Annotated in this window: 28 protein-coding genes; 23 read left to right on the top strand and 5 right to left on the bottom strand. The window is 54.3% G+C overall.

Annotated elements, in window-relative coordinates:
* The first annotated feature begins 227 nt into the window (after positions 1–227).
* The 6 genes from M0R30_RS08220 (at position 228) to cgi121 (ending at position 6,498) form a co-directional block, all read left to right on the top strand.
* Entirely contained in the window at positions 228–1,259 is a 1,032-nt protein-coding gene (locus M0R30_RS08220) for a type II glyceraldehyde-3-phosphate dehydrogenase (RefSeq protein ID WP_292545733.1), read from the top strand.
* Between the two features lie 25 nt (positions 1,260–1,284).
* Positions 1,285–2,226 carry a tyrosine--tRNA ligase gene (locus tag M0R30_RS08215; RefSeq protein WP_292545731.1) on the top strand — a complete coding sequence of 314 codons (942 nt, stop codon included), beginning with the start codon at positions 1,285–1,287 and terminating at the stop codon, positions 2,224–2,226.
* A gap of 96 nt (positions 2,227–2,322) precedes the next feature.
* Positions 2,323–3,051, top strand: a complete 729-nt coding sequence (locus M0R30_RS08210) for a serine protein kinase RIO (RefSeq protein WP_292545857.1) — start codon at positions 2,323–2,325, stop codon at positions 3,049–3,051.
* 56 nt (positions 3,052–3,107) lie between these two features.
* Positions 3,108–3,653 carry a KH domain-containing protein gene (locus M0R30_RS08205; RefSeq protein WP_292545729.1) on the top strand — a complete coding sequence of 182 codons (546 nt, stop codon included), beginning with the start codon at positions 3,108–3,110 and terminating at the stop codon, positions 3,651–3,653.
* 147 nt (positions 3,654–3,800) lie between these two features.
* Positions 3,801–5,966 (top strand): ATP-dependent DNA helicase, encoded by a 2,166-nt coding sequence (locus M0R30_RS08200; RefSeq protein ID WP_292545727.1) that lies wholly within the window; start codon positions 3,801–3,803, stop codon positions 5,964–5,966.
* Between the two features lie 4 nt (positions 5,967–5,970).
* The gene (cgi121, locus tag M0R30_RS08195) at positions 5,971–6,498 is read left to right on the top strand and encodes a KEOPS complex subunit Cgi121 (protein WP_292545724.1); all 528 of its coding nucleotides are present in this window, start codon (positions 5,971–5,973) and stop codon (positions 6,496–6,498) included.
* Between the two features lie 68 nt (positions 6,499–6,566).
* Here cgi121 and M0R30_RS08190 read toward each other — a convergent pair whose 3' ends face one another.
* Positions 6,567–7,055 (bottom strand): MogA/MoaB family molybdenum cofactor biosynthesis protein, encoded by a 489-nt coding sequence (locus M0R30_RS08190; RefSeq protein ID WP_292545722.1) that lies wholly within the window; start codon positions 7,053–7,055, stop codon positions 6,567–6,569.
* Between the two features lie 690 nt (positions 7,056–7,745).
* Between M0R30_RS08190 and M0R30_RS08185 the strand changes: the two genes are divergently transcribed.
* From M0R30_RS08185 to M0R30_RS08135, 11 genes are all read left to right on the top strand, one after another.
* Positions 7,746–9,038 (top strand): ORC1-type DNA replication protein, encoded by a 1,293-nt coding sequence (locus tag M0R30_RS08185; RefSeq protein WP_292545720.1) that lies wholly within the window; start codon positions 7,746–7,748, stop codon positions 9,036–9,038.
* Positions 9,039–9,044: 6 nt separating this feature from the next.
* Entirely contained in the window at positions 9,045–9,536 is a 492-nt protein-coding gene (locus M0R30_RS08180; protein ID WP_292545718.1) for an Lrp/AsnC family transcriptional regulator, read from the top strand.
* A gap of 9 nt (positions 9,537–9,545) precedes the next feature.
* The gene (locus tag M0R30_RS08175) at positions 9,546–10,703 is read left to right on the top strand and encodes an aminotransferase class I/II-fold pyridoxal phosphate-dependent enzyme (RefSeq protein WP_292545716.1); all 1,158 of its coding nucleotides are present in this window, start codon (positions 9,546–9,548) and stop codon (positions 10,701–10,703) included.
* A gap of 109 nt (positions 10,704–10,812) precedes the next feature.
* On the top strand, positions 10,813–11,826 hold the full coding sequence (locus M0R30_RS08170; protein ID WP_292545714.1) for an adenylosuccinate synthetase: 1,014 nt from the start codon (positions 10,813–10,815) through the stop codon (positions 11,824–11,826).
* The gene (locus M0R30_RS08165; RefSeq protein ID WP_292545712.1) at positions 11,823–12,002 is read left to right on the top strand and encodes a methytransferase partner Trm112; all 180 of its coding nucleotides are present in this window, start codon (positions 11,823–11,825) and stop codon (positions 12,000–12,002) included. Before M0R30_RS08170 ends, M0R30_RS08165 begins: the two co-directional genes overlap by 4 nt.
* Positions 12,003–12,017: 15 nt before the next feature.
* A complete protein-coding gene (locus M0R30_RS08160; protein ID WP_292545710.1) occupies positions 12,018–12,587 on the top strand; it encodes a hypothetical protein in 570 nt (189 codons plus the stop codon).
* Positions 12,569–13,510, top strand: coding sequence for an adenosylcobinamide-phosphate synthase CbiB (cbiB, locus tag M0R30_RS08155; protein ID WP_292545708.1), 942 nt, complete (start codon positions 12,569–12,571; stop codon positions 13,508–13,510). The genes M0R30_RS08160 and cbiB overlap by 19 nt, the downstream gene beginning before the upstream one ends.
* Positions 13,507–14,403, top strand: coding sequence for a pyridoxal 5'-phosphate synthase lyase subunit PdxS (gene pdxS, locus M0R30_RS08150; protein ID WP_292545706.1), 897 nt, complete (start codon positions 13,507–13,509; stop codon positions 14,401–14,403). The genes cbiB and pdxS overlap by 4 nt, the downstream gene beginning before the upstream one ends.
* Positions 14,393–14,998, top strand: a complete 606-nt coding sequence (gene pdxT / locus M0R30_RS08145) for a pyridoxal 5'-phosphate synthase glutaminase subunit PdxT (RefSeq protein ID WP_292545704.1) — start codon at positions 14,393–14,395, stop codon at positions 14,996–14,998. Before pdxS ends, pdxT begins: the two co-directional genes overlap by 11 nt.
* A gap of 174 nt (positions 14,999–15,172) precedes the next feature.
* Positions 15,173–17,383 carry an adenosylcobalamin-dependent ribonucleoside-diphosphate reductase gene (locus tag M0R30_RS08140; protein ID WP_292545702.1) on the top strand — a complete coding sequence of 737 codons (2,211 nt, stop codon included), beginning with the start codon at positions 15,173–15,175 and terminating at the stop codon, positions 17,381–17,383.
* Positions 17,384–17,471: 88 nt separating this feature from the next.
* Positions 17,472–17,846: a hypothetical protein gene (locus M0R30_RS08135; protein ID WP_292545700.1), complete on the top strand. Its 375-nt coding sequence runs from the start codon at positions 17,472–17,474 to the stop codon at positions 17,844–17,846.
* A 66-nt stretch (positions 17,847–17,912) separates the two neighbouring features.
* Here M0R30_RS08135 and M0R30_RS08130 read toward each other — a convergent pair whose 3' ends face one another.
* From M0R30_RS08130 to M0R30_RS08120, 3 genes are all read right to left on the bottom strand, one after another.
* The gene (locus M0R30_RS08130) at positions 17,913–19,247 is read right to left on the bottom strand and encodes a serpin family protein (protein ID WP_292545698.1); all 1,335 of its coding nucleotides are present in this window, start codon (positions 19,245–19,247) and stop codon (positions 17,913–17,915) included.
* 299 nt (positions 19,248–19,546) lie between these two features.
* Complete coding sequence (locus M0R30_RS08125; RefSeq protein WP_292545696.1) at positions 19,547–20,260, bottom strand: DNA alkylation repair protein; 714 nt, start codon at positions 20,258–20,260, stop codon at positions 19,547–19,549.
* A 113-nt stretch (positions 20,261–20,373) separates the two neighbouring features.
* A complete protein-coding gene (locus tag M0R30_RS08120; protein WP_292545694.1) occupies positions 20,374–20,748 on the bottom strand; it encodes a helix-turn-helix domain-containing protein in 375 nt (124 codons plus the stop codon).
* A gap of 171 nt (positions 20,749–20,919) precedes the next feature.
* Between M0R30_RS08120 and M0R30_RS08115 the strand changes: the two genes are divergently transcribed.
* The 5 genes from M0R30_RS08115 (at position 20,920) to M0R30_RS08095 (ending at position 25,913) form a co-directional block, all read left to right on the top strand.
* Entirely contained in the window at positions 20,920–21,483 is a 564-nt protein-coding gene (locus M0R30_RS08115; protein WP_292545692.1) for a flavin reductase family protein, read from the top strand.
* A 4-nt stretch (positions 21,484–21,487) separates the two neighbouring features.
* Positions 21,488–22,120, top strand: a complete 633-nt coding sequence (locus tag M0R30_RS08110; RefSeq protein WP_292545690.1) for a flavodoxin family protein — start codon at positions 21,488–21,490, stop codon at positions 22,118–22,120.
* Positions 22,121–22,131: 11 nt separating this feature from the next.
* Positions 22,132–22,950: a nitroreductase family protein gene (locus M0R30_RS08105; RefSeq protein WP_292545688.1), complete on the top strand. Its 819-nt coding sequence runs from the start codon at positions 22,132–22,134 to the stop codon at positions 22,948–22,950.
* Entirely contained in the window at positions 22,941–23,102 is a 162-nt protein-coding gene (locus M0R30_RS08100; protein WP_292545685.1) for a hypothetical protein, read from the top strand. Before M0R30_RS08105 ends, M0R30_RS08100 begins: the two co-directional genes overlap by 10 nt.
* Positions 23,103–23,390: 288 nt before the next feature.
* Positions 23,391–25,913, top strand: coding sequence for a PAS domain S-box protein (locus M0R30_RS08095; RefSeq protein ID WP_292545683.1), 2,523 nt, complete (start codon positions 23,391–23,393; stop codon positions 25,911–25,913).
* A 50-nt stretch (positions 25,914–25,963) separates the two neighbouring features.
* On the opposite strand, the gene M0R30_RS08090 is transcribed toward M0R30_RS08095, so the two are convergent.
* Positions 25,964–26,140: a hypothetical protein gene (locus tag M0R30_RS08090; protein WP_292545681.1), complete on the bottom strand. Its 177-nt coding sequence runs from the start codon at positions 26,138–26,140 to the stop codon at positions 25,964–25,966.
* A 101-nt stretch (positions 26,141–26,241) separates the two neighbouring features.
* On the opposite strand from M0R30_RS08090, the gene M0R30_RS08085 reads away from it, so the two are divergent.
* The gene (locus M0R30_RS08085) at positions 26,242–26,424 is read left to right on the top strand and encodes a YHS domain-containing protein (RefSeq protein WP_292545679.1); all 183 of its coding nucleotides are present in this window, start codon (positions 26,242–26,244) and stop codon (positions 26,422–26,424) included.
* Positions 26,425–26,471 lie beyond the last annotated feature (47 nt).

Genomic DNA, 26,471 nt, shown 5'->3' with positions numbered 1-26,471 from the left:
ACATTTGTGTTTTTGCAGTCCGCGACTGAAGGTCAGGATTAAAAATTTATGACGTAAAATCATATCACCTCCCAGGATCCGGGCCGGAGAAGTGTACCTATACGACCCCCATCAACCATTCTTTGGAGTGAGATGATTTTCATGGGTGCACATCCTGCATTTTTTACCTTTCGGGCAATGCAAACATTTCGCATAGCTTTTTCCATTCCGGCGCAATGTACGATTGTATGATCAAGGTTGCCATTAACGGGTACGGGACCATCGGCAAACGCGTCGCCGATGCGGTGGCTGCTCAGAAAGACATGAAAGTGATCGGTGTCTCCAAGACGCGCCCGAACGCGGAGGCCTTTGTTGCAAAGCAGCGGGGATACCCGCTGTATATCGCTGATATCTCGAAGAAAGCGGCATTCGAGAAGGTCGGCCTGACGGTTGCCGGCAGTGTTGAGGACATGTGCAAGGCAGCAGATGTCGTGGTGGATGGGACCCCCGGAAAAGTCGGGGCCACGAACAAGGCGATGTACGAGAAACTCGGCAAGAAGGCGCTCTGGCAGGGTGGCGAGGAGCACGAACTGGCCGGGTTCTCCTTCAACTCGTCCTGCAACTACAAGGATGCCATCGGGCGGCAGTTTGTCCGGGTGGTCTCCTGTAACACCACCGGTCTCTGCCGGATCATCAATGAGATCGACAAGGAGTTCGGGGTCACCCACGTCCACGCCATTATGGTCCGCCGCGGGTCCGACCCGGGCGAGATCAAGAAGGGGCCCATCGATGCCATTGTTCTCGATCCGGTCACGGTTCCAAGCCACCACGGCCCGGATGTTCTCTCCGTGCTGCCCCACATCTCCATCACCACGATGGCGATGATCGTGCCAACGACCATGATGCACATGCATGCAATCCAGATGACTACGAAAAAACCTGTCTCCCAGGAACGGGTCCTCGAACTCATTAACAAGCACCCCCGCCTCGGGCTCATCAAGAAGAGTGCAGGTCTCAAGAGCACCGCCGAACTCAAGGAATTTGCCATGGACCTCGGCCGTCCACGTTCCGATCTCTGGGAGAACTGCATCTTCGAGGATTCAATCTACGCAAACAAGAATGAGCTCTGCTTCTTCCAGGCCATCCACCAGGAGGCCGATGTTGTTGTCGAGAATGTTGACGCGATCCGTGCCATGATGGGCAACGAAAAGGATGCAGCCAAATCCATCGCCGCAACGAACGCCGCACTCAATTTCAAAACTATCCAGAATAACCATTAACTCCCGGCATCACCCATATTTTTTGATGGACGCATACGAGCGTGTTACCCGGAACACTGTCGAAATCGTCACCGATGACGATCTCCGGGCGCTTCTTTTACAGCCCACAAAACGGGTATATGCCGGTTACGAACCGAGCGGCGAGATCCATCTCGGCCATCTCGTCACGATCAACAAACTGGTAGATCTCCAGGCTGCCGGTTTTGAGGTAACCGTACTTCTTGCCGATCTCCATGCCTTCCTGAACCGGAAAGGGACCATGGAGAAGGTCGGGGAACTTGCCGAGTACAACAAGCGCTGCTTCGAGGGGCTTGGTCTCAAGAACGTGAAGTATGTCCTGGGATCAGAATTCCAGCTTGACCGGGAATACCAGCTGCTGGTGCTCCGGCTTGCGCAGGAGATCACCCTGAACCGGGCAACGCGGAGCATGGACGAGGTCGGGCGGCAGATGGACAACCCGACGGTCTCACAAATGGTGTACCCGATCATGCAGATGGCCGATATCGCTCTTCTGGGCGCCGATGCCGCGGTCGGTGGCATCGACCAGCGGAAGATCCATATGCTCGCCCGCGAGCACCTGATCCACTTCGGGTACAAGGCACCGGTCTGCATCCATACGCCGATCTTAAACGGGCTCGACGGGAAGAAGATGTCCTCATCACAAGGCAATTATATCTCTGTGGCTGACACAGAAGATGAGATCCGGAAGAAATGCCAGAAAGCATTTTGTCCTCCCGAGATTGCGGAGAACCCCATTCTCCAGATCTTCCAGCACCACGTCTTCCCCCGGCTACCGGAGATAACCATCAGGAGACCGGAGAAGTTCGGAGGCGACCGGGTGTTTGCCAGCTATGCTGAGCTGGAAGCTGCATATGGTAAAAGTGAGGTTCACCCGATGGATCTCAAGAAGGCCTGTGGTGAGGGTCTTATCGAGATTCTTGCCCCCGTCCGCGATTACATCCGGTAACCTGCCGGATTATCCCTGAATTCCTGGTGGCACTGCGTGAAAAAGGAAACCAACATTGATAAAGAACTGGACCGGTTCGATCAGCGGCTTGAGGAGATGGGTATCCGCATCAAGGATGCCAACAATTTCAAGGTGCGGGAGGATGTCTTTGATGATGTTACCCTCCTCGCACTCTACAAACTGGTGCACAAGAAATGGTTCTCCGTTCTGGGCGGTTCGATCAGCACCGGTAAAGAGGCCAATGTCTTCTACGCGGAACGGGACGGCGTCGGTGTTGCCATCAAGATCTACCGGATCCGGACTGCCAATTTCACCACAATGAGCTCTTATATCGTGGGTGACCGGCGCTTCTCCCATGTCAAGAAGGCAAAAAAGGAGCTGATCTTTGCCTGGACGAAAAAGGAGTTCTCCAACCTTGTCCGGGCCCGGGATGCCGGGATTGCGGTTCCTGAGCCTCTGGTCTGGGACCGGAACATCCTGATCATGTCCTTCCTTGGTGAGGGAGAGATTCCCTACCCTCAGCTGCGCAATGTTGAACTGGAAGAACCCGCAGAAACATACGCCAAGATCATGAGTACGATCAACATCCTCTATAAGAAAGCCGAGCTGGTGCATGCAGACCTGAGCGAGTTCAATATATTATACTGCGACCAACCATATCTCATAGATATGGGACAGTCCGTCACCCGCGATCATCCCCGTGCGCTCCCGTTCCTCATGAGGGATATCAGGAACATCAACCGGTTTTTCAGGAACCGCTGCGATGTGCGTGACGACATCGATGTTTTCAATGCCGTGACCGGGCTGAATGAGGCAAAGCCGTGACACGGGTCCTCGAGTGAAATAACGAATTAGCACGAAATACCAAGGGGAGATATAACATGATGCAGGAAGTTAAAATTTCTGGAAGCAGGATTGGTGTACTGATTGGTAAGGCCGGTGCCACCAAAAGGGAGCTTGAGACCAGGACTCACACGACCATCACCATCGACAGTAAGGAGGGGCTCGTCAAGGTGGAGGCGACAGAAGAGAACACCATCTCTCTCCTCAGGGCAGTGGAGATCATCAATGCCATCAACCGGGGGTTCTCACCTGAACGGGCATTTGAGATGATCGAGGATGAAGACCTCCTTCTCGACGTGATCGATCTTGGCGGCATGGCCGACAACCCCCGGCAACTGGACCGTCTGAGAGGAAGGATCATCGGCAAAGACGGGCGTGCCCGTGAACAGATTGAAGACATGACCGATGTTGAGATATCCGTTTTCGGCAAGACCATTGCCCTCATCGGGTATCCTGAGCAAATGAAAACCGCACGGGCGGCTATCGACATGCTGATCGAAGGGGTTCCCCACGAAAACGTCTTTGCGTTCCTTGACCGGAAAAAGAAAGAGGCCAAGCAGGATATGATCAGCTATTACTATTGAGTCCGGCCAAATTCAGGAACCCCCATATATGCCTTATGCTGCATTTCCTGTGGAGAATAATTCGATAATTAGATTAGATTTGACAAAAAGGACTGAAATACCAGCGGATTTCAGTGGAATTAAAGGGGTTCAGAACTTGGGTGTAATATGCAGATAAACGGGCTTCCGGTTCCGGAAAACCTGAAGCAGCACTACATGGCAGCTGGTGTCCTAGAACTCTACCCTCCCCAGGCGCAATGCGTTGAAAAAGGCATGTTCGATGGCAGGAACCTGCTCGTTGCCATACCAACTGCAAGCGGCAAGACCCTGGTTGCCGAGATGGCGATGCACCACCACATCGCTCGAAAGGGCAAGTGCCTGTATATTGTTCCCTTGAAGGCACTGGCAAGCGAGAAATACGATGAGTTCAGCAACAAGGGTGTCCGCGTCGGCATCGCAACCGGTGATTTCGACCGCCGCGATGATCAGCTCGGCAGGAATGACATCATTGTTGCTACCAGCGAGAAGGTAGACTCGCTCCTGCGTAACAATGCCCGGTGGATCTCTGAAATATCCCTCCTTGTTGTCGATGAAGTGCACCTGATCGATTCCCCAAACAGGGGGCCTGTCGTCGAGATGGTAATTGCAAAGCTGCGGTACCGGAACCCTGCCATGCAGGTGATCGGGCTCTCTGCAACCATCGGCAACCCGCAGGTCCTGGCCGGGTGGCTGGATGCGGAGCTGGTCACCAGTACCTGGCGTCCGGTCGATCTCCGCCAGGGTGTATTCTGTAAAGACAGGATCCATTTCAGGGATGGGGAGCGGGCCGTCAAGGCCGTGTCAAAGAATTACGATGACCTCAACCTGTGCCTCGACACCATCGCTGAGGGGGGCCAGTGCCTCGTCTTTGTCTCATCCCGCCGCAATGCGGAGGCATTTGCCAAACGGGCTGCCGGTGCCATCAAAAGCGAGGAGCCGGAACTCAAAACCTACGCCTCGCAGCTCGAAAAAACCGCGGAGACCGAGATGGGAAAGACGCTTGCCGCGTGCGTTTCCCAGGGTGCTGCCTTCCACCATGCCGGCCTCAGCCGCCCGGAGCGGGCAATTATCGAGGAGGGGTTCCGGAAGGGCCTGATAAAAAGCATCTCTTCCACCCCGACGCTCGCTGCCGGGCTGAACCTTCCTGCACGGCGGGTAATCATCCGTGATTACCACAGGTTCACCGCGGGCGAGGGAATGCAGCCGATCCCGGCGAGCGAATACCACCAGATGGCAGGAAGGGCGGGGAGGCCGCGCCTGGACCCCTATGGAGAGGCCGTGCTCATCGCCAAAGATGAGGGGCAGGTCGAGGAACTGTTCGACTGGTATATCGAGGCCCCGCCGGAAGAGATCCATTCGAAAATTGCCGAACCAAATGCCCTCTATACGCACGTGCTGTCCCTGATTGCATCCGGGTTCGCAGGAACACGGGGCGAACTGGCCTCTTTCATGGACAGGAGCTACTATGTCCACGAGCACCGCCAGGGACGCCTTATGAAGAGGGCGGTGGATGCGGCCCTCAAATTTCTCACCGGGGCCGAGTTGGTGCTGGAGGTCGGCGACCATCTCGCATCAACGGAGTTCGGCACCTTGGTCTCACGGCTGTACATCGATCCCCGGAGTGCAGCAATGATTGTCACCACGCTCCGTACACGGTCTGAGTACGCGGATCTCGGGCTCCTCCACCTCATCTGCAGCACACCGGATATGCCCAAGCTCTATGTCCGCAACACGGACCGGTGTGCGCTTGACCGCATGATTGAGGCACATGAAGATGAACTGTGGCTTACCGTGCCCTGCGAGGAGGAGGACCAGGAGGATTATTACCGTGCGCTCAAGACCGCAATGCTCCTGAACAACTGGGCCGACGAACTACCGGATGCGAAGATCTGCGAGCGGTACTCGGTGGGACCCGGCGATGTATACGGGATGGTGGAGAGCGTGAACTGGCTGCTGCATGCAAGCGGGGAGCTCTCGCGGATGTTTGCAGGGAATTTCCATACACAGATCCGCGAGTATGAGATCTGCATGAAGAACGGCATACGGCGCGAGCTCCTCCCGCTCGTAAAACTGCGTGGTATCGGCAGGGTCCGTGCACGCCGTCTCTTCAACAATACGATCACGTCTCCTGAAGCGGTTTTAGCCGCCGGGATTGAGACGGTGACAACACTCATCGGCCATGGCATCGCCGAACAGGTGTTTGCCCAGCTGGAGAGGGGAGGTAAAAAAACATCCGGGCAACCGGCCGGTGAAGATGATATGCCGGGACAGTCAACACTCTCCCGGTTCGGGTGATCTGATGGTTGCTGGTTCAGTCACATGCGAGATCCGGGCAGCAGGGTGCCATATTGATGATAAACCCGGCTTTCTCCGCATGCTCAAGGATGCCGGACAACGGTTCAATACCCACATTGTCTGTTTCAATGCTGACATGCTTGCTGGGAGAAGACATGCTGAGATGGCGATGATACACGCCATCCGCTCATTTGAGGCCGGAACGGCCATATCCAAAACCCTTGAGATGGAGGCATTGTTATATGCTGCCGGATCGCGGCAGTGCAGTATTGCCGCATCGTTCGGTCTTCATGAGGGAGAAAACTGCCTCTGGGTATGTTGTTATCCACCAGTCGATGGCATATGGGAGGCCCTGACACCGGTCCTGCATTTTCAGGAGGTGTGTGCCGGGGACACGATTGATCAGACAAAACGAGAACTGTTGGTAAAGATCTTTGATATTACCCCGGAAGAATGTGGTTCATTTGATAATGAAGACCGGATTGGAGATCTTGTCCTTGAACGAGTTGCCCTGCTTGATGTCCTGCGATAAATAGTCTGGATGGACTATTGAGGGGGGCCTTGACTTCTTGCTCTTTTTAATTTAAAAAAGTTACAATTTCATATGTTTGCATGAGAAAGGATGTGGGCAATCTCCGGAACGATCAGTTCTGTTGTTGCAAGCGTAACTGCCGGTGTTGAGCCCGGGATGCAAAACACTGCTCTTCCATTGCAAGTGCCGGCAACAGCACGGGACAGCATGGCTGCCATGCCAATCTGCTCGATGCTTTTCATCCGGAAGAATTCACCAAATCCCTCGATCCGTTTCTCCAGAAGGGGGGATATCGCCTCAATCGTGCAGTCATCATGCGTGAGGCCGGTGCCACCGTTGAAAATAATGCAGTTTGCTTTTTTCATTGCCAAAAACCAGGCTTCCCTGAGATTGTCGATCCGATCCGGGACAATTGAATAATAGGTTACCGGGATATTGTTATCCCTGAGAATCCCTTCAATTGCTTTTCCACTCGTGTCATTTTCCTCTGTTCTTGTACTTGAAACGGTGATAATTGCTGCAGTTATATCAAGGGACCGGACATGGGCATGACTCATAATGGTGTGATGTTGTTTGTAATGGATTAAGAGAATTCTGCTCTGTTGAAAACCTTTTTTGAAATAACATTCCTTACTCCCCCTGTTTGTACACCGTCCGACCCCCCCAATGAGTGCAACGTAAGCCCGGAAGCGTTGGCATTTCGAAATGATTTCTACAGAGCAGAGATTTCCGGATTTTGATAGTTTGATTTTGATCCGTGGACCGGGCACCCCTTAGTTTCGCTTGGAGTTTTCTTTTCATACTCCTCCAGATTATTCTCTGGTTTTTTCTTTCTTCTATCGTAAAATGTACAATCAATTAAAAAATAATTTAAAAAAAACGATTTCAATTACTTTATATATTATTAATGTTATATATTAAAATGGCTGTTTTATTGAAATAAACAAAAGAACCATATGATGTTTATTTCTGTTCCACACGAAACAAAGGGGTGCCCCCCATGTTATTATTAAACCTTTTCTCGTGTTGTTAGGCAATATCAAGAGATATAATGAGGTAAACAGTGTGAGTTGATATGTCTGACAAAGGAAAAAACCGAAATAACAAAAGCATCAAATCTCCAGCCATTTCAAATAAAATGTGCAAATCATCGAGTTTCCACACGAAATAAAGGGGTTTATATGGGGTCAGGTAAACCGATCGTTTTTTAGTCTAGTCTCGCTAACTCTCAGCTCCACTGTGTCACCATGCCTGAACCAGAAGACCCCTCAACGGGACTATTCAAGAAATACCTCACCAATAACCGGATATTTAAGGACCGGGAAGTATTACGGCACTCGTACCGTCCCCAGATCCTCCCCCACCGGAAACCCCAGATCGATGAAGTTGCCTCAATTCTTGCCCCCTCTCTCCGGAATGAAACTCCCTCAAATATCCTCATCTACGGTAAGACCGGGACCGGCAAGACCGCGTGCGTCCGATACGTAGGATTTGAACTTGAAAAAGCCAGCAGCAAGATGGGAACGATCTGCCGGATTGTCCACCTGAACTGCGAAGTGATCGACACCCAGTACCGGGTCCTTGCCCAGATTGCCAAGTGCCTTGATGTTGTCGATGAACTGTCCAGTGACAAGACCCGGACCCACATCCCGATGACCGGGTGGCCGACAGACCAGGTGTACGCGGAGCTGAAAAACCAGCTGGAGGCTGGCGGGGGCGTCCTCGTTATCGTGCTGGATGAGATCGATAAGCTGGTAAAGAAGAGTGGTGATGACACACTCTACAACCTCACGCGGATCAATTCCGACCTGAAAAATTCAAAGGTCAGTATCATTGGTATTTCCAATGACCTGAGCTTCAAGGATTTCCTGGACCCCCGGGTCCTGTCCTCTTTGTCAGAGGAAGAGATTGTTTTTCCCCCGTATAACGCGCCCCAGCTGGTGGATATCCTTGCTCAACGAGCCGAGGGAGCCTTTGTCCCCGGCGCCCTCGCGGAAGGCGTCATACCGCTCTGTTCTGCCCTTGCAGCACAGGAACACGGGGATGCCCGCCGTGCACTGGATCTCTTCAGGATATCCGGGGAGCTTGCGGATCGTGACGAATCTTCCCTGGTGACAGAAGAGCATGTCAAGCAGGCCCAGGCCAAGATCGAAACGGACAGCATGATCGAATGTATTGCCACGCTGCCAACGCAGAGCAAGCTGATCCTCTTCTCGATGCTGATCCTTGAGCAGCTGGGACAGAATATCTTTACGAGCGGGGAAGTCTCACGCATATACCAGGACATTGCCCCGACCATTGAGCTCGATATCCTGACCCATCGGAGAATCACTGACCTGATCTCCGAGCTGAACATGCTCGGCGTGATCAACACACGCGTTGTGAGCCGCGGCAGGTATGGCAGGACAAAGGAGATGTGGTTCGATGCGAACACGGGGAAGATCCGCGAGGTTGTGCTCAAGGACACACGTCTGAACGGACTCAAGGATCTCGATGTCTCCCAGATGGAAGCAAAGTGGTTGAAGACCTGGTTCAGGTGAAATAACATGGATGATAAGGATCTCGATCTCCTCCGCATCCTGGAGGAGAACAGCCGGCTGTCGACAGAAGAAATCGCAACGATGACCAGCCTCGCCAAAGCAGAGGTTGAACGCCGTATCGGAGCACTTGAAGCCACTCAGGTAATCAAGCGATACTCCACGGTTGTTAACTGGGAGAAGACCGGTAACGGCGAGGTCTCCGCAATCATCGAACTGAAGGTCAGCCCCGAACGCGATTTCGGCTATGACCGTATCGCAGAACGACTCTCCCGGTTCCGGCAGGTAAAAAGCCTCCGTCTCATCACCGGTACCTACGATCTCCAGCTCATTGTTACGGGAAAGAATATGCAGGACGTCTCCCGGTTTGTCTCGGAACACGTGGCCCCCATGGACCGGATCCGCGAGACGGCGACACACATCATCATGAAGTCGTACAAGGAAAACGGCAACACGTTCTTTGAACAACCCGAACCGGAACGTCTCCCCATCAGCCCGTGAGGTGCGATAATGCGGAACTTTGTCTCTCAACGTGCGCAGGAGATTCCTCCATCGGGTATCAGGAAATTTTTCGATCTCGTGCTGACTATGGAGGACGTGATTTCCCTTGGTGTCGGGGAACCGGATTTTAATACACCCTGGAACATTTGCGAGTCCGGTATCTACTCGATCGAGCAGGGCGTTACATCCTACACTTCAAACCGGGGCCTGCAGACCCTGCGGGATACCCTTTCGCGGTATCTTGCCCAGCATTATAACCTGAATTATGACAGCAATACGGAGATGCTCATCACCACCGGTGTATCGGAAGCTCTTGACATTGCCATTAGGGCGATTACCGATCCGGGTGACGAGATCCTTGTTGCCCAGCCCAGCTATGTCTCGTACGGCCCCTGTGTCACCCTTGCCGGGGGAATACCGGTCCCGCTCCGGTGTACAGAGAAGGACCACTTCAGGATCAATCCGGACTCGCTGGCAGAACTGGTGACAAAAAAGACCAAGGCGCTGGTCATCAGTTTCCCGAACAATCCAACGGGCGGTGTCATGAGCGAGAGTGACCTCCGGGGAATTGCCGATATCGTCATTGATAACGATCTCGTCCTTATCAGCGATGAGGTGTATGCCGAGCTCACCTATGAGGGACGCCACTGTTCCGCGGCAACAGTCAGTGATCTCTGGCAGCGGACGATCACCCTGAACGGGTTCTCCAAGGCCTATGCGATGACCGGGTGGCGGATCGGGTATCTCTGCGCCCCGGAGGATCTCTGTGATGCGGCCCTCAAGATTCACCAGTACATCATGCTCTGTGCACCGGTAATGGGGCAGGTAGGTGCCCTTGAGGCGCTCCGTTCAGCAGAAGAAGACAAGAACAGCATGGTCAATGAATATCGCCAGCGCCGCAACCTGTTCGTGGCCGGTCTCAACCGCATCGGCCTCCCCTGTCATGTGCCGGAAGGTGCGTTCTATGCCTTCCCATCCATAGAAAAGACCGGTCTTTCCGATGTGGAATTTGCTGAACGCCTCCTTAAGGAACAGCGGGTAGCGGTCGTCCCGGGCAGCGTCTTTGGTGCCGGTGGGGAAGGTCATGTGCGGTGTGCCTATGCCGTCTCGAGAAAGGAGCTGGCCGGGGCACTTGAACGGATGGACCAGTTCCTCCAGATCCTCTAATCCCTGTAACTGAAGGCATTATCTGCCCCCTTTTTAAAAAAAGCACTCTTTTGTTCCCCCTGCAAGGAATAGTTTATTGGTAAACTCGTGCAATACTACATGAAAGACAATGAGTTGTACAATCATCGTTGGTGGATTTTTTGGGGATGAAGGGAAGGGCAAGGTTGTTGCTCACATTGCCCACAAGGACAAACCCGTAATCATCTCCCGCGGCGGTGTTGGCCCGAATGCCGGGCACACTGTCCAGGTTGGAACCAAGGAATACGGCGTTCGGATGGTTCCGTCCGGTTTTGTATACAAGGATGCGAAGCTCTGTATTGGGAGTGGCGTTCTTGTCGATCCGCGTGTCTTGGAACATGAAGTCGAGACGCTCGGTGTCAGGGGACGCGTCTTTGTGGACAAGCGCTGTGGCATCATCACAGAAGACCATATTGCCCGCGACAAGGGGAGTGCACACCTTTCCCAGAAGATCGGGAGCACCGGCTCAGGGTGCGGTCCGGCCAACTCCGACCGGGTTATGCGGCTCTCCCCGCAGGCAAAGGATGTTCCCGAACTGAAGGAATATCTTCTCGATGTCCCGAAAGCGATCGACGATGCACTAAAAATGAATGAGACCGTCCTCCTTGAAGGAACCCAGGGCTTTGGGATCTCCCTGTATTACGGGACGTATCCGTTTGTCACAAGCAAGGACACCTCAGCTTCGCAGATCGCTGCAGATAACGGTGTCGGACCGACAAAGGTCGACGATGTGATCGTAGTCTTCAAGGCCTACCCGACCAGAGTCGGGGAAGGCCCGTTCAGTACAGAGATGACCGCAGACACATCCGATGCAATGGGGATTCAGGAATTCGGGACCGTTACCCACCGCAAGCGTCGTATCGGCGGTTGGGACGGGGACATGGCCCGGTATTCGGCAATGATCAACGGCTGCACCCAGGCCGCCATCACCGGGATCGACCGAATAGACAAGGACTGTTTCGGGATCACGGACTATGCAAAGCTGACTAAAAAAGCAAAGGACTTTATCAAACAGGCAGAGGAAGACATCGGCTGCCCCGTGGCCCTTATATCCACCGGCCCTGAGATCACCCAGATCATCGACATTAGGAATGAATTGAGATGAAACGCTCGCTCATGGATATCCTCTGCTGCCCGGTCTGCAAGGGGGATCTCACCCTCCGAGTAGATACTGAAGACGAGAAGGAGATCCTTGAAGGCAACCTCCGCTGTGCTGCCTGCAGTGCGGACTATCCCATTCACGAGGGTATCCCCAACCTCCTGCCCCCCGCAGGACAGTGAACCAAAGGTGCCAGCATGATATTCCCTCTTCCCGTCCCGGTTCTTTTATCGGCCGGTGGGGACGGGAAAAATGCCGGCTATGAGATCCATCTCAACCGCAGCGGGATCAACTCCATTGACATCCCGCGGGAAAAGATCACTGCGGAACCGGGTACCAGCCTGCGCCTCCGTTTCCTGAACCGGGGCGCACCGATCCATATTACCATCTCTTCTTCAAACGCTGATATGTATACCGGATTTTTCCATGAGAACCAATATGTGGTGGATGAGTTCGAACTCACCATCCCGATCCGGAAAGACTGCCGGGAAGGGTCATTCAATCTTGAGGTCATCTCAGGGTATGGGGTGATGAAGGCCCAGTTGCAGGTCCATATCGTCCTCCCGCAGGCCACAAGGCCAGCCATTCTCGTGGAATATCCCCTCCAGCCGGTGGCACACGGACGCCCCCATTTCCTGATGATCATGATGGGTATTGCCCTCGTCCTTTACTGCGGCTGGCTCTATACCACCATCGAGTTCCTGAATATCGCCTCGTTCATTATCCTCATCATCGGGGCCCTCTACACATGGTACCGCCAGCAGTAACTCTTGCGGCCATCACGCTCTGCGCTGCGCTTGTTGTCGACAGGCTGGTTGGAGATCCTCATTCACGATATCACCCCGTCGCCCTCCTTGGCACGTTCATTGGAATGTGGGGCAGACCCGGATACTATCCCCCGCGACTCCAGCGTGCGGCCGGTGTCCTGCTCTGGGCACTTACCGTCTTCCTTTTCTGTCTTCCGTTCTTCCTTGTCTCTACCTGTGCCCCGTGGTATCTCTACCTCCTCCTCGCTCCGTTCCTGCTGAAGTGTTGTTTTGCCTGGCGATCGCTCGAGGAACATACACAGGCTGTCATATCGGCACTGGACGAGGGTGTTGAGACCGGCAGGGAAAAAGTCCGGCTGCTGGTGTCGCGGGATACGGCAGACCTTGACAGGGGTCATATCCTCTCGGCAGGGTACGAGTCCATGACCGAGAACCTCAACGACAGCATCATCGCACCGCTCTTCTGGTTCTCCCTCCTCAACCTTCCCGGTGCAGCAGCCTGCCGGGCTATCAATACCATGGACGCGATGCTCGGTTACCGGGACGAGCGCGAGCGGCTTGGCTGGTGTGCCGCACGCATGGATGATCTGGTCAACTTTATCCCGGCCCGGATTACCGTCCTGTTGCTGCTTATCTGGTTTGCCGCCAGGGGCACCTTCTCCCGTTCCTGGCAGATCATGCGCCGCGACGGTCACCTGCGACCCGGGTTCAACGGCGGCATCGTGATAGCCGCAATGGCAGGTGGCACCGGGACCCGGTTCGAGAAGCCTGGTGTGTATTCAATCGGCGACGGTTTCCGGACTCTTGATGAAGGGGGAGTGGAAATCCTTAAAGCGACCCGGGCAGTCACGCTGATGTATGCAATAATTGCTTGTTGTACTCTGCTTTTATTGGGAGCCTTGATCAATAATATTGGCATATGAAGCTGGAAGAACTGAGATTCGGCACCGAGCTCCTCAAGCGCGGCTTTGCATCCATGCAGAAAGGGGGCGTGATCATGGATGTTGTCAATGCCGAACAGGCAAAGATTGCCGAGGACGCCGGGGCAGTCGCAGTCATGTCGCTTGAGCGTGTGCCGTCCGATATCAGGAAAATGGGCGGGGTTGCACGCATGGCGGATCCCGAGAAGGTCATCGAGATCATCGAAGCAGTTTCCATCCCGGTGATGGGAAAGGTCCGTATCGGGCATTTTGTCGAGGCCCAGGTGCTCGAAGTCCTTGGCGTTGATATGATTGATGAGAGCGAGGTCCTGACCCCCGCAGATGAGCAATACCATATCGATAAGAAACAGTTCAAGGTACCCTTCGTCTGCGGTGCACGCGACCTCGGAGAGGCACTCCGCAGGATCAATGAAGGTGCAGCAATGATCCGGACCAAGGGAGAGGCCGGTACCGGTAACGTTGTTGAAGCGGTCCGCCATATGCGCAACATCATGGGTGAGATCCGGATGCTCCGTGGGCTCGACAAGCAGGAAATGACGGACTATGCCCGCGAGATCGAAGCCCCGGCGGAACTTGTTTTTGAGTGTGCAGAACGCGGCAGGCTCCCGGTCGTGAACTTCTCGGCCGGAGGCATTGCCACCCCCTCGGATGCAGCCCTCATGATGCAGCTCGGAGCTGACGGTGTCTTTGTCGGGTCAGGGATCTTCAAGTCCTCAAGTCCAGAACGAATGGCAAAAGCAATTGTCGAGGCGGTCAACCACTTCGATGATGCTAATGTGATCGCAAAGGTCAGCAACGGCCTTGGCGACGCAATGCCGGGACTTGATGTCCACACGCTCCGTGATGACGAGGTGCTCCAGACCCGTGGACGCTAAGATCGGCGTACTTGCGGTTCAGGGAAACGTGAGCGAGCATATCGACGCGTTCCTTCTGGCACTCGAACGAATGGGACACGGCCCCTCGTCCGAGGTCTTCGAGGTGAGGAACCCTGCCGATCTCGCGGACTGCAACGCCCTTGCCCTCCCTGGCGGGGAGTCGACGACCATCTCCCGCCTGATCGACAAGAACGGGCTCTTTGAACCGCTCCGCAGCTTCCGGGGGGGAATCTTTGCAACCTGTGCCGGCATGGTGCTGATGGCAACCCGTGTTGATGATCCCCGGATCCACCCGCTTGGTCTCATCGATATGGCCGTGGACCGGAACGCATTCGGGCGCCAGCGGGAATCCTTCGAAGCCGATATCCAGATGGACGGGTTGAACGGCGGGCCATTCCATGCGGTCTTTATCCGGGCCCCGGTAGCAACAACCGCCGGAAATGCGGTTCATGTACTTGCCCGGGCCTCTCAGGGTATTGTTGCCCTGGAACAGGGAGACCACATGGCCCTCTCGTTCCATCCTGAGCTGGGCAATGATACCCGGCTTCACGAACGGTTCCTGAACCAGCTCGGAATTGCAGCGATCAAAAAATAAGTGCGGTTTCCTTAAACCTTGCGACAGGTGCCTCTTTGGAAACTGCTTTTAATTCCGCAATGTTAAAAGAGGATGTTGATTATCGGCTTGGGATCGTCCATGATATTCACTATCTGTGGAAGAAGGTCCCGGGTCAAAAAACTCAAAACAGGAAAGGATAATTCAGGGATTTCCATGAGCACACAACCAGTTGTTGACAGTATTCTTTCGGCACGGTACCTCCGGAAAGGCGAGACCAGTTATACGGATATCTGCCACCGTGTCGCAGTGGCCCTTGCTGAAGACAGCGAGGAAGAAGCCCGCTTCTTTGAGGCCATGCACTCGTTGCGTTTCCTCCCAAACTCCCCAACGCTGATGAACGCCGGCACCGAACTCGGCCAGCTCTCTGCCTGCTTCACGCTGCCGGTCTCCGATTCCATTGACGGGATATTCGATGCGATGAAGCAAGGGGCGATCATCCATAAGACCGGAGGAGGGACCGGGTATAATTTCTCCCCTCTCCGGCCTGAGGGCTCACCGGTCCAGTCAACCGAGGGTGTGGCGTCAGGGCCGGTCTCGTTCATGCGGGTTTTCAATGCCGCAACCGAGGTCATCAAGCAGGGGGGCCGCAGGCGCGGGGCAAACATGGGGATCCTCAATGTCTGGCATCCTGACATCCTCCCGTTCATCACCGCAAAGACAAAAGAAGGCGAGTTTGCCAATTTCAACATATCCGTGATGGTCAATGACCGGTTCATGGACCTCGTCTCCAAAAAACAGTTCGAAACGGTCTGGCTTACCCATCCCCATACCGGAGATCAGGTGACGGTAGGTAGGATATGGGCCGCAATTGTCGAAGGGATCTGGAAGAACGGGGAGCCGGGCATCCTCTTCTTTGATGAGATCAACCGTAAAAACCCGACACCGCAACTTGGCGAGATCGACACCACCAATCCCTGCGGCGAACAGCCCCTCTTCCCCTTTGAGAGCTGCGTGCTCGGGAGCATCAACCTCGCGGCCTGCATGCATCAGGGTGTGCTTGACGAGAAGAAATTACAGGAGACAGCCCGCCTGGCCACGCGTTTCCTCGACCTTGTCATCGATAAGAATGTCTTCCCGATCCCGCAGATCAGGGAAGCGACAAAGAGGACCCGGAAGATCGGCCTCGGGCTGATGGGCGTCCACGACGCCCTGCTCATGGCCGGGCTTGCGTACGACGCTCCGGAGGGCCGTGCCTGGTGCGAGCGGGTCATGCAGTTCGTCACCGATACTGCCATTGAAGAATCACGGCAGCGTGCAGAAAAGCTCGGCCCGTTCCCGGCATGGGAGGGCAGCATCTGGAAGGAGTTCCCGGTCAGGAACGCAGCGATGACAACCATCGCCCCCACCGGCACGATCTCCCTCCTCGCAGGATGTTCGAGCGGGATCGAGCCGATTTTCTCGTTTGCCTACACCCGGAAGAACACCGTGGGCAAGACGTTTGTCATCGTGAACCCGGTCTTCCGCGACCGGCTTGTAACCACTCTTTCAAAGAGGGGTCTTGCAGGGAACGAGCTTGAAACAAAGACCGAAGAAGTGATCACCCATGTCCATGAAACCGGGACGGTCCAGGACCTTCTCTGGCTTCCCGAAGATTTCCGGGTGCTCTGCAGGACTGCGCTTGACATCAGCTGGAAGGACCATATCCTGATGCAGGCCGCGTTCCAGAAGCATGTCCACGCCTCCATCAGCAAGACCATCAACATGCCATCATCCGCAACAAAAGAGGACTGTGCGGAAGCGCTTCTCATGGCCTGGTCCCTGAAACTAAAGGGAATTACAATCTACCGGACCGGCAGCCGCGAAGATGTAGTCCTTGCCCTGAAGGAGAAAGATTCCGCGACAGCCCCCACCTCCGCAGTCGCTGCCGGCAGGAACGTGCCGGAGAAGATCCCGGCACTCTCGATCGACCGGCCCCGGGAGCTCTCGGGGCGGACGTACCTGTGCCAGTCTGGCTGCTGCCGCCTGTATGTAACCGTCAATCTCCTTGATGGTAAACCGATGGAGGTCTTCATCAGGACGGTCGGGAGCGGAGGCTGCGAAGCGAACAGCAGCGCCCTTGGCCGGGCAATCAGTACCGGCCTCCAGAACGGCGTCCCCTTCACGAAATTCGTGAAACAGTTCGCAAAGGTCAACTGTGTTGTGGCCATCAAGAACCCTTCGTCAGAAGGGCATTCCTGTGCGGATGTTGTCGGGCGCTGTATCGAACTCTCGGCAAAGAACCAGAGCATTACTACATTAAAGGACTGGGATATCCGCGAGGTGGGAACGAAAAATCCCTGTCCCGAGTGCGGGGAACCGCTGGACTTTGGGGAAGGATGCAACAAGGGGATCTGCAAACACTGCGGCTGGACCGGGTGTAGCTGAAAAACCTCCTTTTCGACAATACTTCCCGATTACCTGAACTCCTGCCATCCTCTCAAAATATATGCCGGGAGAGAGAACTGCACTAACCATGTCATACGGGAAGACCCTCCTTTTCGTATATAATGCCGACAGCGGCGTATTGCCAGGGATGAAGGACTACTCCTTAAAATCCGGCACGTCTCACGCAAAACAATTTTGCAACCTTACGGCGATAACGAACAGTCCAATAGGTATGAAGAAAGACTGGAAACGGTTTGTCAGGGAACTCGGCATACCGGCCCGGTTCCTGAACCGGAATGAATTTGTGTCGGAGATCGGGGCCGGCCTCATCTCATTCCCCGCAATACTTGTCCAGACCGGGAAGGACCTGCTGATGCTCGCCTCTTCTGAAGAGATCAACCGGTGCCGGAGCCTGGAAGACCTCATCAGCCTGGTGCGATTGCGCTCTTCAGAGATTCCCTGAAACCTGCTGCGAACCTGCCGGCGTCTCCGAATAAAAAAGAGAGGGCTAATATGCCCTTTTCTCCTTCTATGATCCTGCCGGGTTGACAACACGACCGGCAAAGAGAATCGCTCCGGAATCATTATCCCGGATCAGGAAGATGAACGGATGGTCTGCTCTGAATACAGGAATTTCCTGTTGGTTCTGGGGCGCCATTGCCCGCTTCATTACCACGGCGGTTGCTGCGGCGGCTTCCGTGCCCTCTTCGTTCACATCCACGTATGCCTTGTGGATAACCTCACTGATAACGAGATCCTTCCTGCCATCCATCCCGGAGAAATCAGCAGTATCGGAAAAGGCGGTAGGCATCCCCATTGCAGAGAGTACTTTTGGCAACCGGTATTCGGTCTCCAGTTTGAACTTCGGGAAGTACACCATCACGCGCTGCGATGATGCCGACTGTTCCAGTGTGGAGAGTTTCTCAGGATCTAGGTACTGTTCCGCAACTGACATGTTGTTCATCGCAGGCAGAAGGATGACCATAGAAAGCCCCTTGCCGTTGGAATGGGTGTAGGGCATTTCAAGCATCTGGAGATCTTTGGTTGAGGCATAGGAATACAGGGCCCCTTCATCTGTCCGCTGCATCATTCTGACCGTGACGGTTTTACCTGTTGAGACCTCAAACTCTGCGTCCTGTGTTTTGTTCGCATCGAATTGTTTCATCCATGTTCCCTTGAAATAGACCGCGTTTGTGATCACGAGCCGGGTCAGCGGATCGATGGAATCAGCGGGCAAAAGGTCGCGGATCTTGTTGGCGGTTCTCTCTTCTACCCAGTGGTTGATGGTGATACGGGAAACCTCGGGCTGGCTGATGAAGTCAAGGTTCGTTGTATTGGCCGAGTAATATGTCCCGGCAGTACTGATATACTCCGGAAGGAACGCGTAGCTTTTCTCGGCCCAGAGGGCATTTGCCGTGCTTAGCGTATACCCGCTATCGTGCTGGTTGAGATAGCCATTTATTCGTGAAAAACCCTGTCTCCGTACGGTTTCATTTACAGGAAAGTAAAAGACCGACCGGATCTCGTCAGCTGTTTTTCCGCGTGCCCCTTCGTACGTGATCGCGAGGGCGGATGAAATGGAGAATGGCGAGAAGAAGATATTGGATCCTGATGATGCGGGATTCGCTGCCAGCTGGCGGTACAGGTCTGATGAGAACTTGTTGTTGGCATCGATAATACTGGCATCGCTCTCTAATAACGGTAAACCAGTTACTGGTGCAGCGGGTGAGGTGGACGGCGAGTGACTAGCGGCGGGCAGGGCCTGCCCACCAGATGTTCCGGAGTTGCCGGTACACCCTGCGAGGACCACTCCAAGCACGAGTAGCACGAGAATGGCCAGCCCTCTCCATGCGGTGATTTCCATAGCTCAACGTAGGCAGCCCGTTCAGTTAAATATGGTGATAATTGCGGTTTTTCTCGCAGTTATCCTACTTGTCGTGCAAGGTCAGGATTCACAATACCTGTATAAACCCAGAAGCTGATAACCACACATCCGAAGGATCCAACGGATATCGGGCGGTTTGGATGAGTGATCTGAAAAAGTACCTTGCTAAATTACTGGGAACTTTTGCCCAGATCATTTCGGGGCCGTGATCGCGGTCTTCGTGTGGATGTATCTCCCTGACAATACCTCCTCACCGGTTAACCATAACTATTATTTTTCTACCAGTCCTTCTTCATTGCTTCTGCCTTGAGATCCTTTGGCATCTTCTCGATTGCATACCGCAGCGCTGTCCGGGGCATCTGCCTCTTGTTCTTCATGACATAGGTGAAGACCTCGTCCGTGTGCTTCCGGCTCGCCTCCTTTAAGAGCCAGCCATAACCTTTCTGCACCATGTCGTCCTTATCCGTCAAAAGCAGGCTGGCAATCTCCATGGATTCTTCCAGGAACTTCCCGTGTTTTGCCGGTACAATGAGTGATACTGCTGCGGCCCGGCGCATCCAGCGGTTCTTCGACTGCGTCCAGCGCTTCAGTTCATCGATATATTCCGGATATTGTTCGATGAAATCCCCCATCGTGTGGTTGCAGAACCCGTCGCAGGACGCCCAGTTGGTGATGTAGGTATCGATCCAGCGCTGAAAGATCGCGAGGTCCTCCCTCTCGTACTTCCCTGAGAGGGCATGGGCCCATTCGGAAACGATAAATGATTCCTCCATGTATCCCGACTGGTACAGCTCCTCGCAGAGGGTGAAGATCTTTGGTTTTGGGCGGCCTTTGATCTCTTTCCAGTACTTTTTGGCAATCGCGATCACGGTCGCCGTCTTCATGCCGTAACACACGATATCTTCCTTAAAAAACCGCTTTGAGGTCTTTTGTATATCGGGATCTGCCTGCGCCGCCAGTTCCTGCCGGATTTGGGAAATAACCGGGTCCATGAAAAATGGTACGCGGGAATTGGGGATAAGGGATGCGGCGTGCAGGGAGTGAATGTGATTCGTGTTGCTGCACGGACTGGATGATACAAAAAGAACAGCTTGATGGGATTTGGTTATTTCTTCTTTGTGGCCTTCTTCGTATGGCACCGGGAGGCTTCCGTCCCGTTTACCCCGAGATACTCCGCCCCCCAGTCGCAGAGAGCCTGCAGGATGGGGATGAGGGTCTTTCCGAAATCGGTGATGGTATATTCGACCCGGGGTGGCACCTCAGCATATACCTTTCTTGTAATTATCCCGTCCTCCTCCAGCTCGCGTAGCTGCTTGGTCAGCATCTTGGTGTTCACTCCCGGCAGCCCCTTCTGCAGCTCGTTGAACCGGAGCACATTGTTCCCCAGCGCCCAGAGGATGAGCGGCTTCCACTTCCCGCCAATGACATCCAGCGCCGCCTCGACCGGGCAGTGGTAGCTCTTCCCGTTCCTCGTGTACATTATGGTTACCTCGATGAAAGTATGTTACCAAATTAACTGTAGTCCCTATATATTCAGTTAAGGCGGATTTTAATCTAATGGTTCAGATTACTCTTGCAGAAGAATCGTATGTATTCCTCCTGCTTATGGTTTTCTGTTCCGGCACCTGAGCGAAAGGAGCTTGAAGTAAAAATGGAAAAACAACAGATTGGAAACAACTTTTTCATCCCTATGCCCGTTGTCCTTGTCGGGACGCAGGTAAACGGAAAGGATAACTTCATGGCCGTGGGCTGGTGTGCCCGGGTGAATGGAAACCCACCTATGATTGCCTGTGGAATTGCGAACAACCATTATACCCCGAAAGGGATGACAACGGCTAAGACGTTCTCGGTGAACATCCCCTCATCGGATCTCCTCGAAAAGACCGATTACTGCGGGCTCGTCTCTGGTGAGAAGACCGACAAATCGAAGGTCTTTAACGTCTTTTACGGTTCGCTGAAGACAGCACCAATGATTACGGAATGCCCGGTCACCCTTGAATGCCGGCTTGTCCAGACCGTGTCCCTCCCGACACACGGCCTCTATATCGGCGAGATTGTCGGGGCCTATGCTGATGGCAGAGTGATCAAGGATGGAAAACCGGATTTCCCCGAGATCGACCCGCTCTTCCTGACCATGCCCGACAACCGCTACTGGACTCTCGGCAAGTATGCCGGTGATGCATGGAGTGCCGGAAAGAAGCTGAAACAGGAGTGAAATCATGACAAACGTCCTCGCCATCAACGGGAGCCCGAGAAAAGATGGCAACACGGCCGTCCTGATCCGGACCGTTCTCAAAGAACTGGAAAAGGTTGGGATAAAGACCGAGACGATCCAGTTAGGTGGAAAGAAGATCTATGGCTGCACGGCCTGCATGAAGTGCTTCGGGAACCGTGATAAAAAATGTATTATCGATGATGACCTCGTGAACACCTGTATTGAGAAGATGAGCAACGCGGATGGGATCATCTTTGGGTCCCCGGTCTACTTCCTTGATGTCACCTCCGAGATGAAAGCGCTCATCGACCGTGCCGGGTTTGTCTCGTTTGCCAATGGGCTCCTCTTTAAGAACAAGATCGGGAACGCAACAGTCGCCGTACGGCGTGCCGGGGCCAGCCGGACCGCGGACACCATGCTCCACTTCTTCCTGGCAAACGAGATGATCGTAGCCGGCCTCCCCGTTATCGGGATGGGGCGGGATATCGGCGATGTCGGGATGGACGAGGAGGGCATGGGCCGCGCAAAGAATCTGGGAGAGACCATGGCACTACTCCTCACGCACCTGGACCGGTACCCGCTCCCTGTACAGAAACCAGCAAAGGCCGATGAGAGGATGACGAAGAAAAAGAAATGAGGATGATAACCATGACTACGATACTTGTTGACCAGGACCTCTGCACCCGGTGCGGGATCTGTTCGAATGTCTGTACAATGGGGCTCATTGACCCTGCCGATGAGAACACCCTGCCAAACGTGCCGGAGGCAAAAGCCAACATATGCATCCGGTGCGGGCATTGCGAGGTCTATTGCCCGTCACAGGCGCTCCTCCTGAACGAACGCCCGGATGAGAGGATGGCCCTGCCTACCAGTGCGGGAACTATCACACCGGAGGAAATGGTGTATTTCCTGAGAAAACGGCGCTCCGTGCGGCGTTACACAAAGGATCTGGTCCCAAAAGAGAAGATTCTCGAAGTTCTCGATATTGCCCGGTACGCTGCAACAGGTGGCAACGGGCAGCCGGTGGAATGGGTCGTGGTCCACGATCCGAAGAAGGTGAAGAAGATTGCCGGGCTGACCATCGAGTGGATGAAGACCCTCATTGGCTCGAATCACCCGATGAGCGGGTATATCCCGGTGCTGATCGGGTCCTGGGAACGCGGAAACGATGTCATCTGCCGCGGTGCCCCGCATATCCTCATTGCGACCATCCCGGAGGGCAACCCGGTTGCGCAGACCGACGCCATCATCGCCATGACGCACTTCGATGTCGCTGCTCCGGCCTTTGGGATCGGCACCTGCTGGGCAGGATTTGTTGCGATGGCAGCCACCCTGTATGAACCGCTCCAGAGGGAGATAGGTATTCCCGCAGGACGGAAGTCTGCGTATGCGATGATGTTCGGCAATCCGCAATACAAGATCTACGGGATCCCTCGCAGGAAGCCGCTTGTGGTCACATGGCAGTGAACCGGAATACCCGGGAATCGGAGACGGATACGATCATGAAGATAACAGCCATCATCGGGATCCCGCGAAAGAAGGATAGCACTATAGTTCTCGCAGCAGAAGCAGAGCGGGGACTCATGGAGCAGGCAACAGCTTGGACCCTGCGTGAATAATTTTAGCCAGATCCTGCTCAAAAATTATAAACCGGACCTTGCCTGAAAAAATTCAGGCACCTCCTCAGCCCCTGCCTGAATTTTTTTCGGCAGACTCCACTCAAATATTTTCACTGTACCTTGCTTGAAAATAAGCATCCCCCCAGGCTCCTGTTTACGACTCATCGGTATCTCCCCGAGGCATGCCGTGTGCCATAGTCGGGACCGTCGGATCTGGTGCAGGTGAAACTCAGATCGGTTGACATTTATTTATTAACATCGAACCTTATGCCAAATTTCTGGAACCATATGTATTCCGTGTTATATGTTGATGATGATCCTGCCCTTCTCGATATCGGCAGGATCTATCTGGGTAAGACCGGGCACTTTTCTGTGGATACTGCTGCATCGGCAGGGGAAGCAATCGAAAAAATCCGGCAGCAGACCTATGATGCCATCATATCCGATTACCAGATGTCTGAGATTGATGGGATACAGTTTCTCCGGCATATACGCCAGCACTTCAAGGACCTCCCGTTTATCCTCTTCACCGGGCGGGGACGGGAAGAGATCGTCATTGAAGCCTTAAACAGTGGCGCTGATTTCTACCTCCAGAAAGGCGGCGAGCCAAAATCCCAGTTTGCAGAACTGGATTATAAGATCCGGACCGCCATTGAACGGCGGCGAGTCCAGGGAGAATTGAAGGACTCTAAAAAGCAGCTCTCGGACCTGATCGATTTCCTCCCGGATGCGACCTTTGCCATTGACCTGAAGGGCAGGATCATTGTCTGGAACCGGATGATGGAAGAATTGACCGGCGTCCCTCCTGATGCAGTGATCGGTACCGGCGACTTCTCCCACTCACTCCCGTTATATGAAGAGAGGCGCCCCGGCCTTGCGGACTACATTATCCGTGCGGATGAAGAACCTGAAAAAGAATTCCCGAACCTGAAAAGGAACGGTGACAAACTCATCGCCGAGATGTACCGCCCCCCGCTCCGTAATGGTAACGGCGCGTATTTCTGGCATACGGCCTCCCCGATCTATGATGCCGCCGGAAAAGTTGTCGGTGCCATTGAGTCGGTCCGGGACATCACCCTGCGCAAGGAAACCGAGGAGAAACTGGTCCAGGCGCATGATGAGCTGAATGTGGCGTACGAACAGTTGACCGCCACGGAGGAAGAGCTCCGCCAGAACTACGACGAGCTCTCGAAAAGTCAGCTGGACCTGATCCGGAGCGAAGAGCGGTACCGTAGTGTAGTGGAGGACCAGACCGAGTTCATCTGTCGTTTCTCCCCGGAAGGAAAACTCACGTTCGTGAACGATGCATACTGCCGGTATTTCAACCTGGACCGGGAAGACTGCATCGGAAAACCGCACACGGTAGTGCTGCCACCGGAGGATATCCCCCTGATGGAAGAACAGCTCTCGCAGTTGTCCCCGGCAAATCCCGTGGCCGCGATCGACCACCGGATCATCATGCCCTCCGGAGAAGTGCAGTGGCAGCACTGGAGCGACCGTGCGATCTTCGACCGTACCGGGAAGATCATCGAATACCAGTCGGTGGGCAGGGATACGACCCGGCAGAAGAATGCAGAAGAGAAGCTGAAACTCGCGTACGAAGAACTGAATGTGGCGTACGAACAACTGACGGCAACGGAAGAAGAGCTCCGCCAGAACTACGAAGAACTGGGAAACAGCCAGACCGAACTGCATTCTGCCTATGAGCAGTTGACCGCCACGGAGGAAGAGCTCCGCCAGAACTACGACGAGCTCTCGAAAAGTCAGCTGGACCTGATCCGGAGCGAAGAGCGGTACCGTAGTGTAGTGGAGGACCAGACCGAGTTCATCTGTCGTTTCTCCCCGGAAGGAAAACTCACGTTCGTGAACGATGCATACTGCCGGTATTTCAACCTGGACCGGGACTGCATCGGAAAACCGCACACGGTAGTGCTGCCGCCGGAGGATATCCCCCTGATGGAAGAACAGCTCTCGCAGTTGTCCCCGGCAAATCCCGTGGCCGCGATCGACCACCGGATCATCATGCCCTCCGGAGAAGTGCGGTGGCAGCACTGGAGCGACCGTGCGATCTTCGACCGTACCGGGAAGATCATCGAATACCAGTCGGTGGGCAGGGATATCACCGACCGCAAGCGCGTGGAACAGGCCCTGGACGAATCGAATAAGAAACTCAATCTGCTCTCGAATATCACACGACACGACATCCTCAACCAGCTGACCGTGCTCCAGGGGTCTCTCGGGCTTCTCGAACTGGAAATTGCGAACCCGGACCAGCGCCGGCTCATCAGCAAAGCGATACAGTCAAGTGACGTGATCCGGGGCCAGATCTCGTTCACCCAGCAGTATCAGGACATCGGCGTACAGAAACCCCGGTGGCAGAACCTGCATGCGGCCGTCACAACAGTCTGTATGGATGACGGCTTTACCAATGTGTCCATTGACCCTCATCTCGAAACATGGGAAGTATACGCGGATCCCCTGTTGAGAACCGTTTTTTTGAACCTGTTTGAAAATGCGGAAATGCATGGCGGAAAAGTTACCCGGATAGCGGTGAGCGGAACCGAAACACCGGAATGTCTGGTCATCACTGTTGATGACGACGGGGATGGGATCGCTCCCGACGACAAGGAACGGATCTTCCGGAAAGGTATCGGGAAGCATACCGGCCTTGGTCTTTTCCTGGTGCAGGAAGTGCTCGGTATCACCGGTCTCTCGATCCGGGAGACCGGTGAATTCGGGAGGGGCGCCCGGTTCGAGATCCATATCCCAATGGGGATATACAGGAAGACCGGTCACGCGCAGGACCGCTGATATCCGCCTCTCTCCTGTTCAGAATCAGCCGGGTTGAGAAAAAAAGAGAATTACCTGCTGCCACCCGCGAGCATCTTCCGGATCCGTCCCAAGAGGGATCGTTTCGGCCTCCTGCAGAATGGCAGCCCCCCCGATTCAGCACGGGATGCCTCGCATTCATCGCAGAGCGTGTGGCGGCTGCAGGCAGTATTCGGGCAGGGACAGTCTTCGCGAATAATGGGAGGCATGTATACATACCCCTGTATCATGGAACGGGATAATGGTTGGTGCCGTTACAAGTGCAAGGGAATATCTGGAACTGGCGCTGAATCTGGTACAAGGAGTTTTTATGGCAACCGACCCCGTCTGTCTGGCAATCGTTGATGAAGAGGATGCAAAATTCACGGCAGTGCACAAGAACCAGAAATACTATTTCTGCTGCAACTGGTGCAAGAAGCAGTTTGAGGAGAACCCAAAGCGTTACTCCCGGATTGCAAACGATGTCTCTGTTAACCTGAAAGAAATTACCTGACCGGTATTGGCCGGGTAACAACACTCCCGATCTGAAACCATCCCCTG

It is taken from the genome of Methanoregula sp. (assembly GCF_023227875.1).
Taxonomy (GTDB): domain Archaea; phylum Halobacteriota; class Methanomicrobia; order Methanomicrobiales; family Methanospirillaceae; genus Methanoregula.
This window is presented reverse-complemented; position numbering and strand designations above follow the sequence as displayed.

Excerpts from the sequence above, each read along its gene's own strand:
- M0R30_RS08220 (WP_292545733.1), top strand. The coding sequence starts at position 228 with ATGATCAAGGTTGCCATTAACGGGTACGGGACCATCGGCAAACGCGTC.
- M0R30_RS08215 (WP_292545731.1), top strand. The coding sequence starts at position 1,285 with ATGGACGCATACGAGCGTGTTACCCGGAACACTGTCGAAATCGTCACC.
- M0R30_RS08210 (WP_292545857.1), top strand. The coding sequence starts at position 2,323 with ATGGGTATCCGCATCAAGGATGCCAACAATTTCAAGGTGCGGGAGGAT.
- M0R30_RS08205 (WP_292545729.1), top strand. The coding sequence starts at position 3,108 with ATGATGCAGGAAGTTAAAATTTCTGGAAGCAGGATTGGTGTACTGATT.
- M0R30_RS08200 (WP_292545727.1), top strand. The coding sequence starts at position 3,801 with ATGCAGATAAACGGGCTTCCGGTTCCGGAAAACCTGAAGCAGCACTAC.
- cgi121 (WP_292545724.1), top strand. The coding sequence starts at position 5,971 with ATGGTTGCTGGTTCAGTCACATGCGAGATCCGGGCAGCAGGGTGCCAT.
- M0R30_RS08190 (WP_292545722.1), bottom strand. The coding sequence starts at position 7,055 with ATGAGTCATGCCCATGTCCGGTCCCTTGATATAACTGCAGCAATTATC.
- M0R30_RS08185 (WP_292545720.1), top strand. The coding sequence starts at position 7,746 with ATGCCTGAACCAGAAGACCCCTCAACGGGACTATTCAAGAAATACCTC.
- M0R30_RS08180 (WP_292545718.1), top strand. The coding sequence starts at position 9,045 with ATGGATGATAAGGATCTCGATCTCCTCCGCATCCTGGAGGAGAACAGC.
- M0R30_RS08175 (WP_292545716.1), top strand. The coding sequence starts at position 9,546 with ATGCGGAACTTTGTCTCTCAACGTGCGCAGGAGATTCCTCCATCGGGT.
- M0R30_RS08170 (WP_292545714.1), top strand. The coding sequence starts at position 10,813 with ATGAGTTGTACAATCATCGTTGGTGGATTTTTTGGGGATGAAGGGAAG.
- M0R30_RS08165 (WP_292545712.1), top strand. The coding sequence starts at position 11,823 with ATGAAACGCTCGCTCATGGATATCCTCTGCTGCCCGGTCTGCAAGGGG.
- M0R30_RS08160 (WP_292545710.1), top strand. The coding sequence starts at position 12,018 with ATGATATTCCCTCTTCCCGTCCCGGTTCTTTTATCGGCCGGTGGGGAC.
- cbiB (WP_292545708.1), top strand. The coding sequence starts at position 12,569 with ATGGTACCGCCAGCAGTAACTCTTGCGGCCATCACGCTCTGCGCTGCG.
- pdxS (WP_292545706.1), top strand. The coding sequence starts at position 13,507 with ATGAAGCTGGAAGAACTGAGATTCGGCACCGAGCTCCTCAAGCGCGGC.
- M0R30_RS08140 (WP_292545702.1), top strand. The coding sequence starts at position 15,173 with ATGAGCACACAACCAGTTGTTGACAGTATTCTTTCGGCACGGTACCTC.
- M0R30_RS08135 (WP_292545700.1), top strand. The coding sequence starts at position 17,472 with ATGTCATACGGGAAGACCCTCCTTTTCGTATATAATGCCGACAGCGGC.
- M0R30_RS08130 (WP_292545698.1), bottom strand. The coding sequence starts at position 19,247 with ATGGAAATCACCGCATGGAGAGGGCTGGCCATTCTCGTGCTACTCGTG.
- M0R30_RS08125 (WP_292545696.1), bottom strand. The coding sequence starts at position 20,260 with ATGGACCCGGTTATTTCCCAAATCCGGCAGGAACTGGCGGCGCAGGCA.
- M0R30_RS08120 (WP_292545694.1), bottom strand. The coding sequence starts at position 20,748 with ATGTACACGAGGAACGGGAAGAGCTACCACTGCCCGGTCGAGGCGGCG.
- M0R30_RS08115 (WP_292545692.1), top strand. The coding sequence starts at position 20,920 with ATGGAAAAACAACAGATTGGAAACAACTTTTTCATCCCTATGCCCGTT.
- M0R30_RS08110 (WP_292545690.1), top strand. The coding sequence starts at position 21,488 with ATGACAAACGTCCTCGCCATCAACGGGAGCCCGAGAAAAGATGGCAAC.
- M0R30_RS08105 (WP_292545688.1), top strand. The coding sequence starts at position 22,132 with ATGACTACGATACTTGTTGACCAGGACCTCTGCACCCGGTGCGGGATC.
- M0R30_RS08100 (WP_292545685.1), top strand. The coding sequence starts at position 22,941 with ATGGCAGTGAACCGGAATACCCGGGAATCGGAGACGGATACGATCATG.
- M0R30_RS08095 (WP_292545683.1), top strand. The coding sequence starts at position 23,391 with ATGTATTCCGTGTTATATGTTGATGATGATCCTGCCCTTCTCGATATC.
- M0R30_RS08090 (WP_292545681.1), bottom strand. The coding sequence starts at position 26,140 with ATGCCTCCCATTATTCGCGAAGACTGTCCCTGCCCGAATACTGCCTGC.
- M0R30_RS08085 (WP_292545679.1), top strand. The coding sequence starts at position 26,242 with ATGGCAACCGACCCCGTCTGTCTGGCAATCGTTGATGAAGAGGATGCA.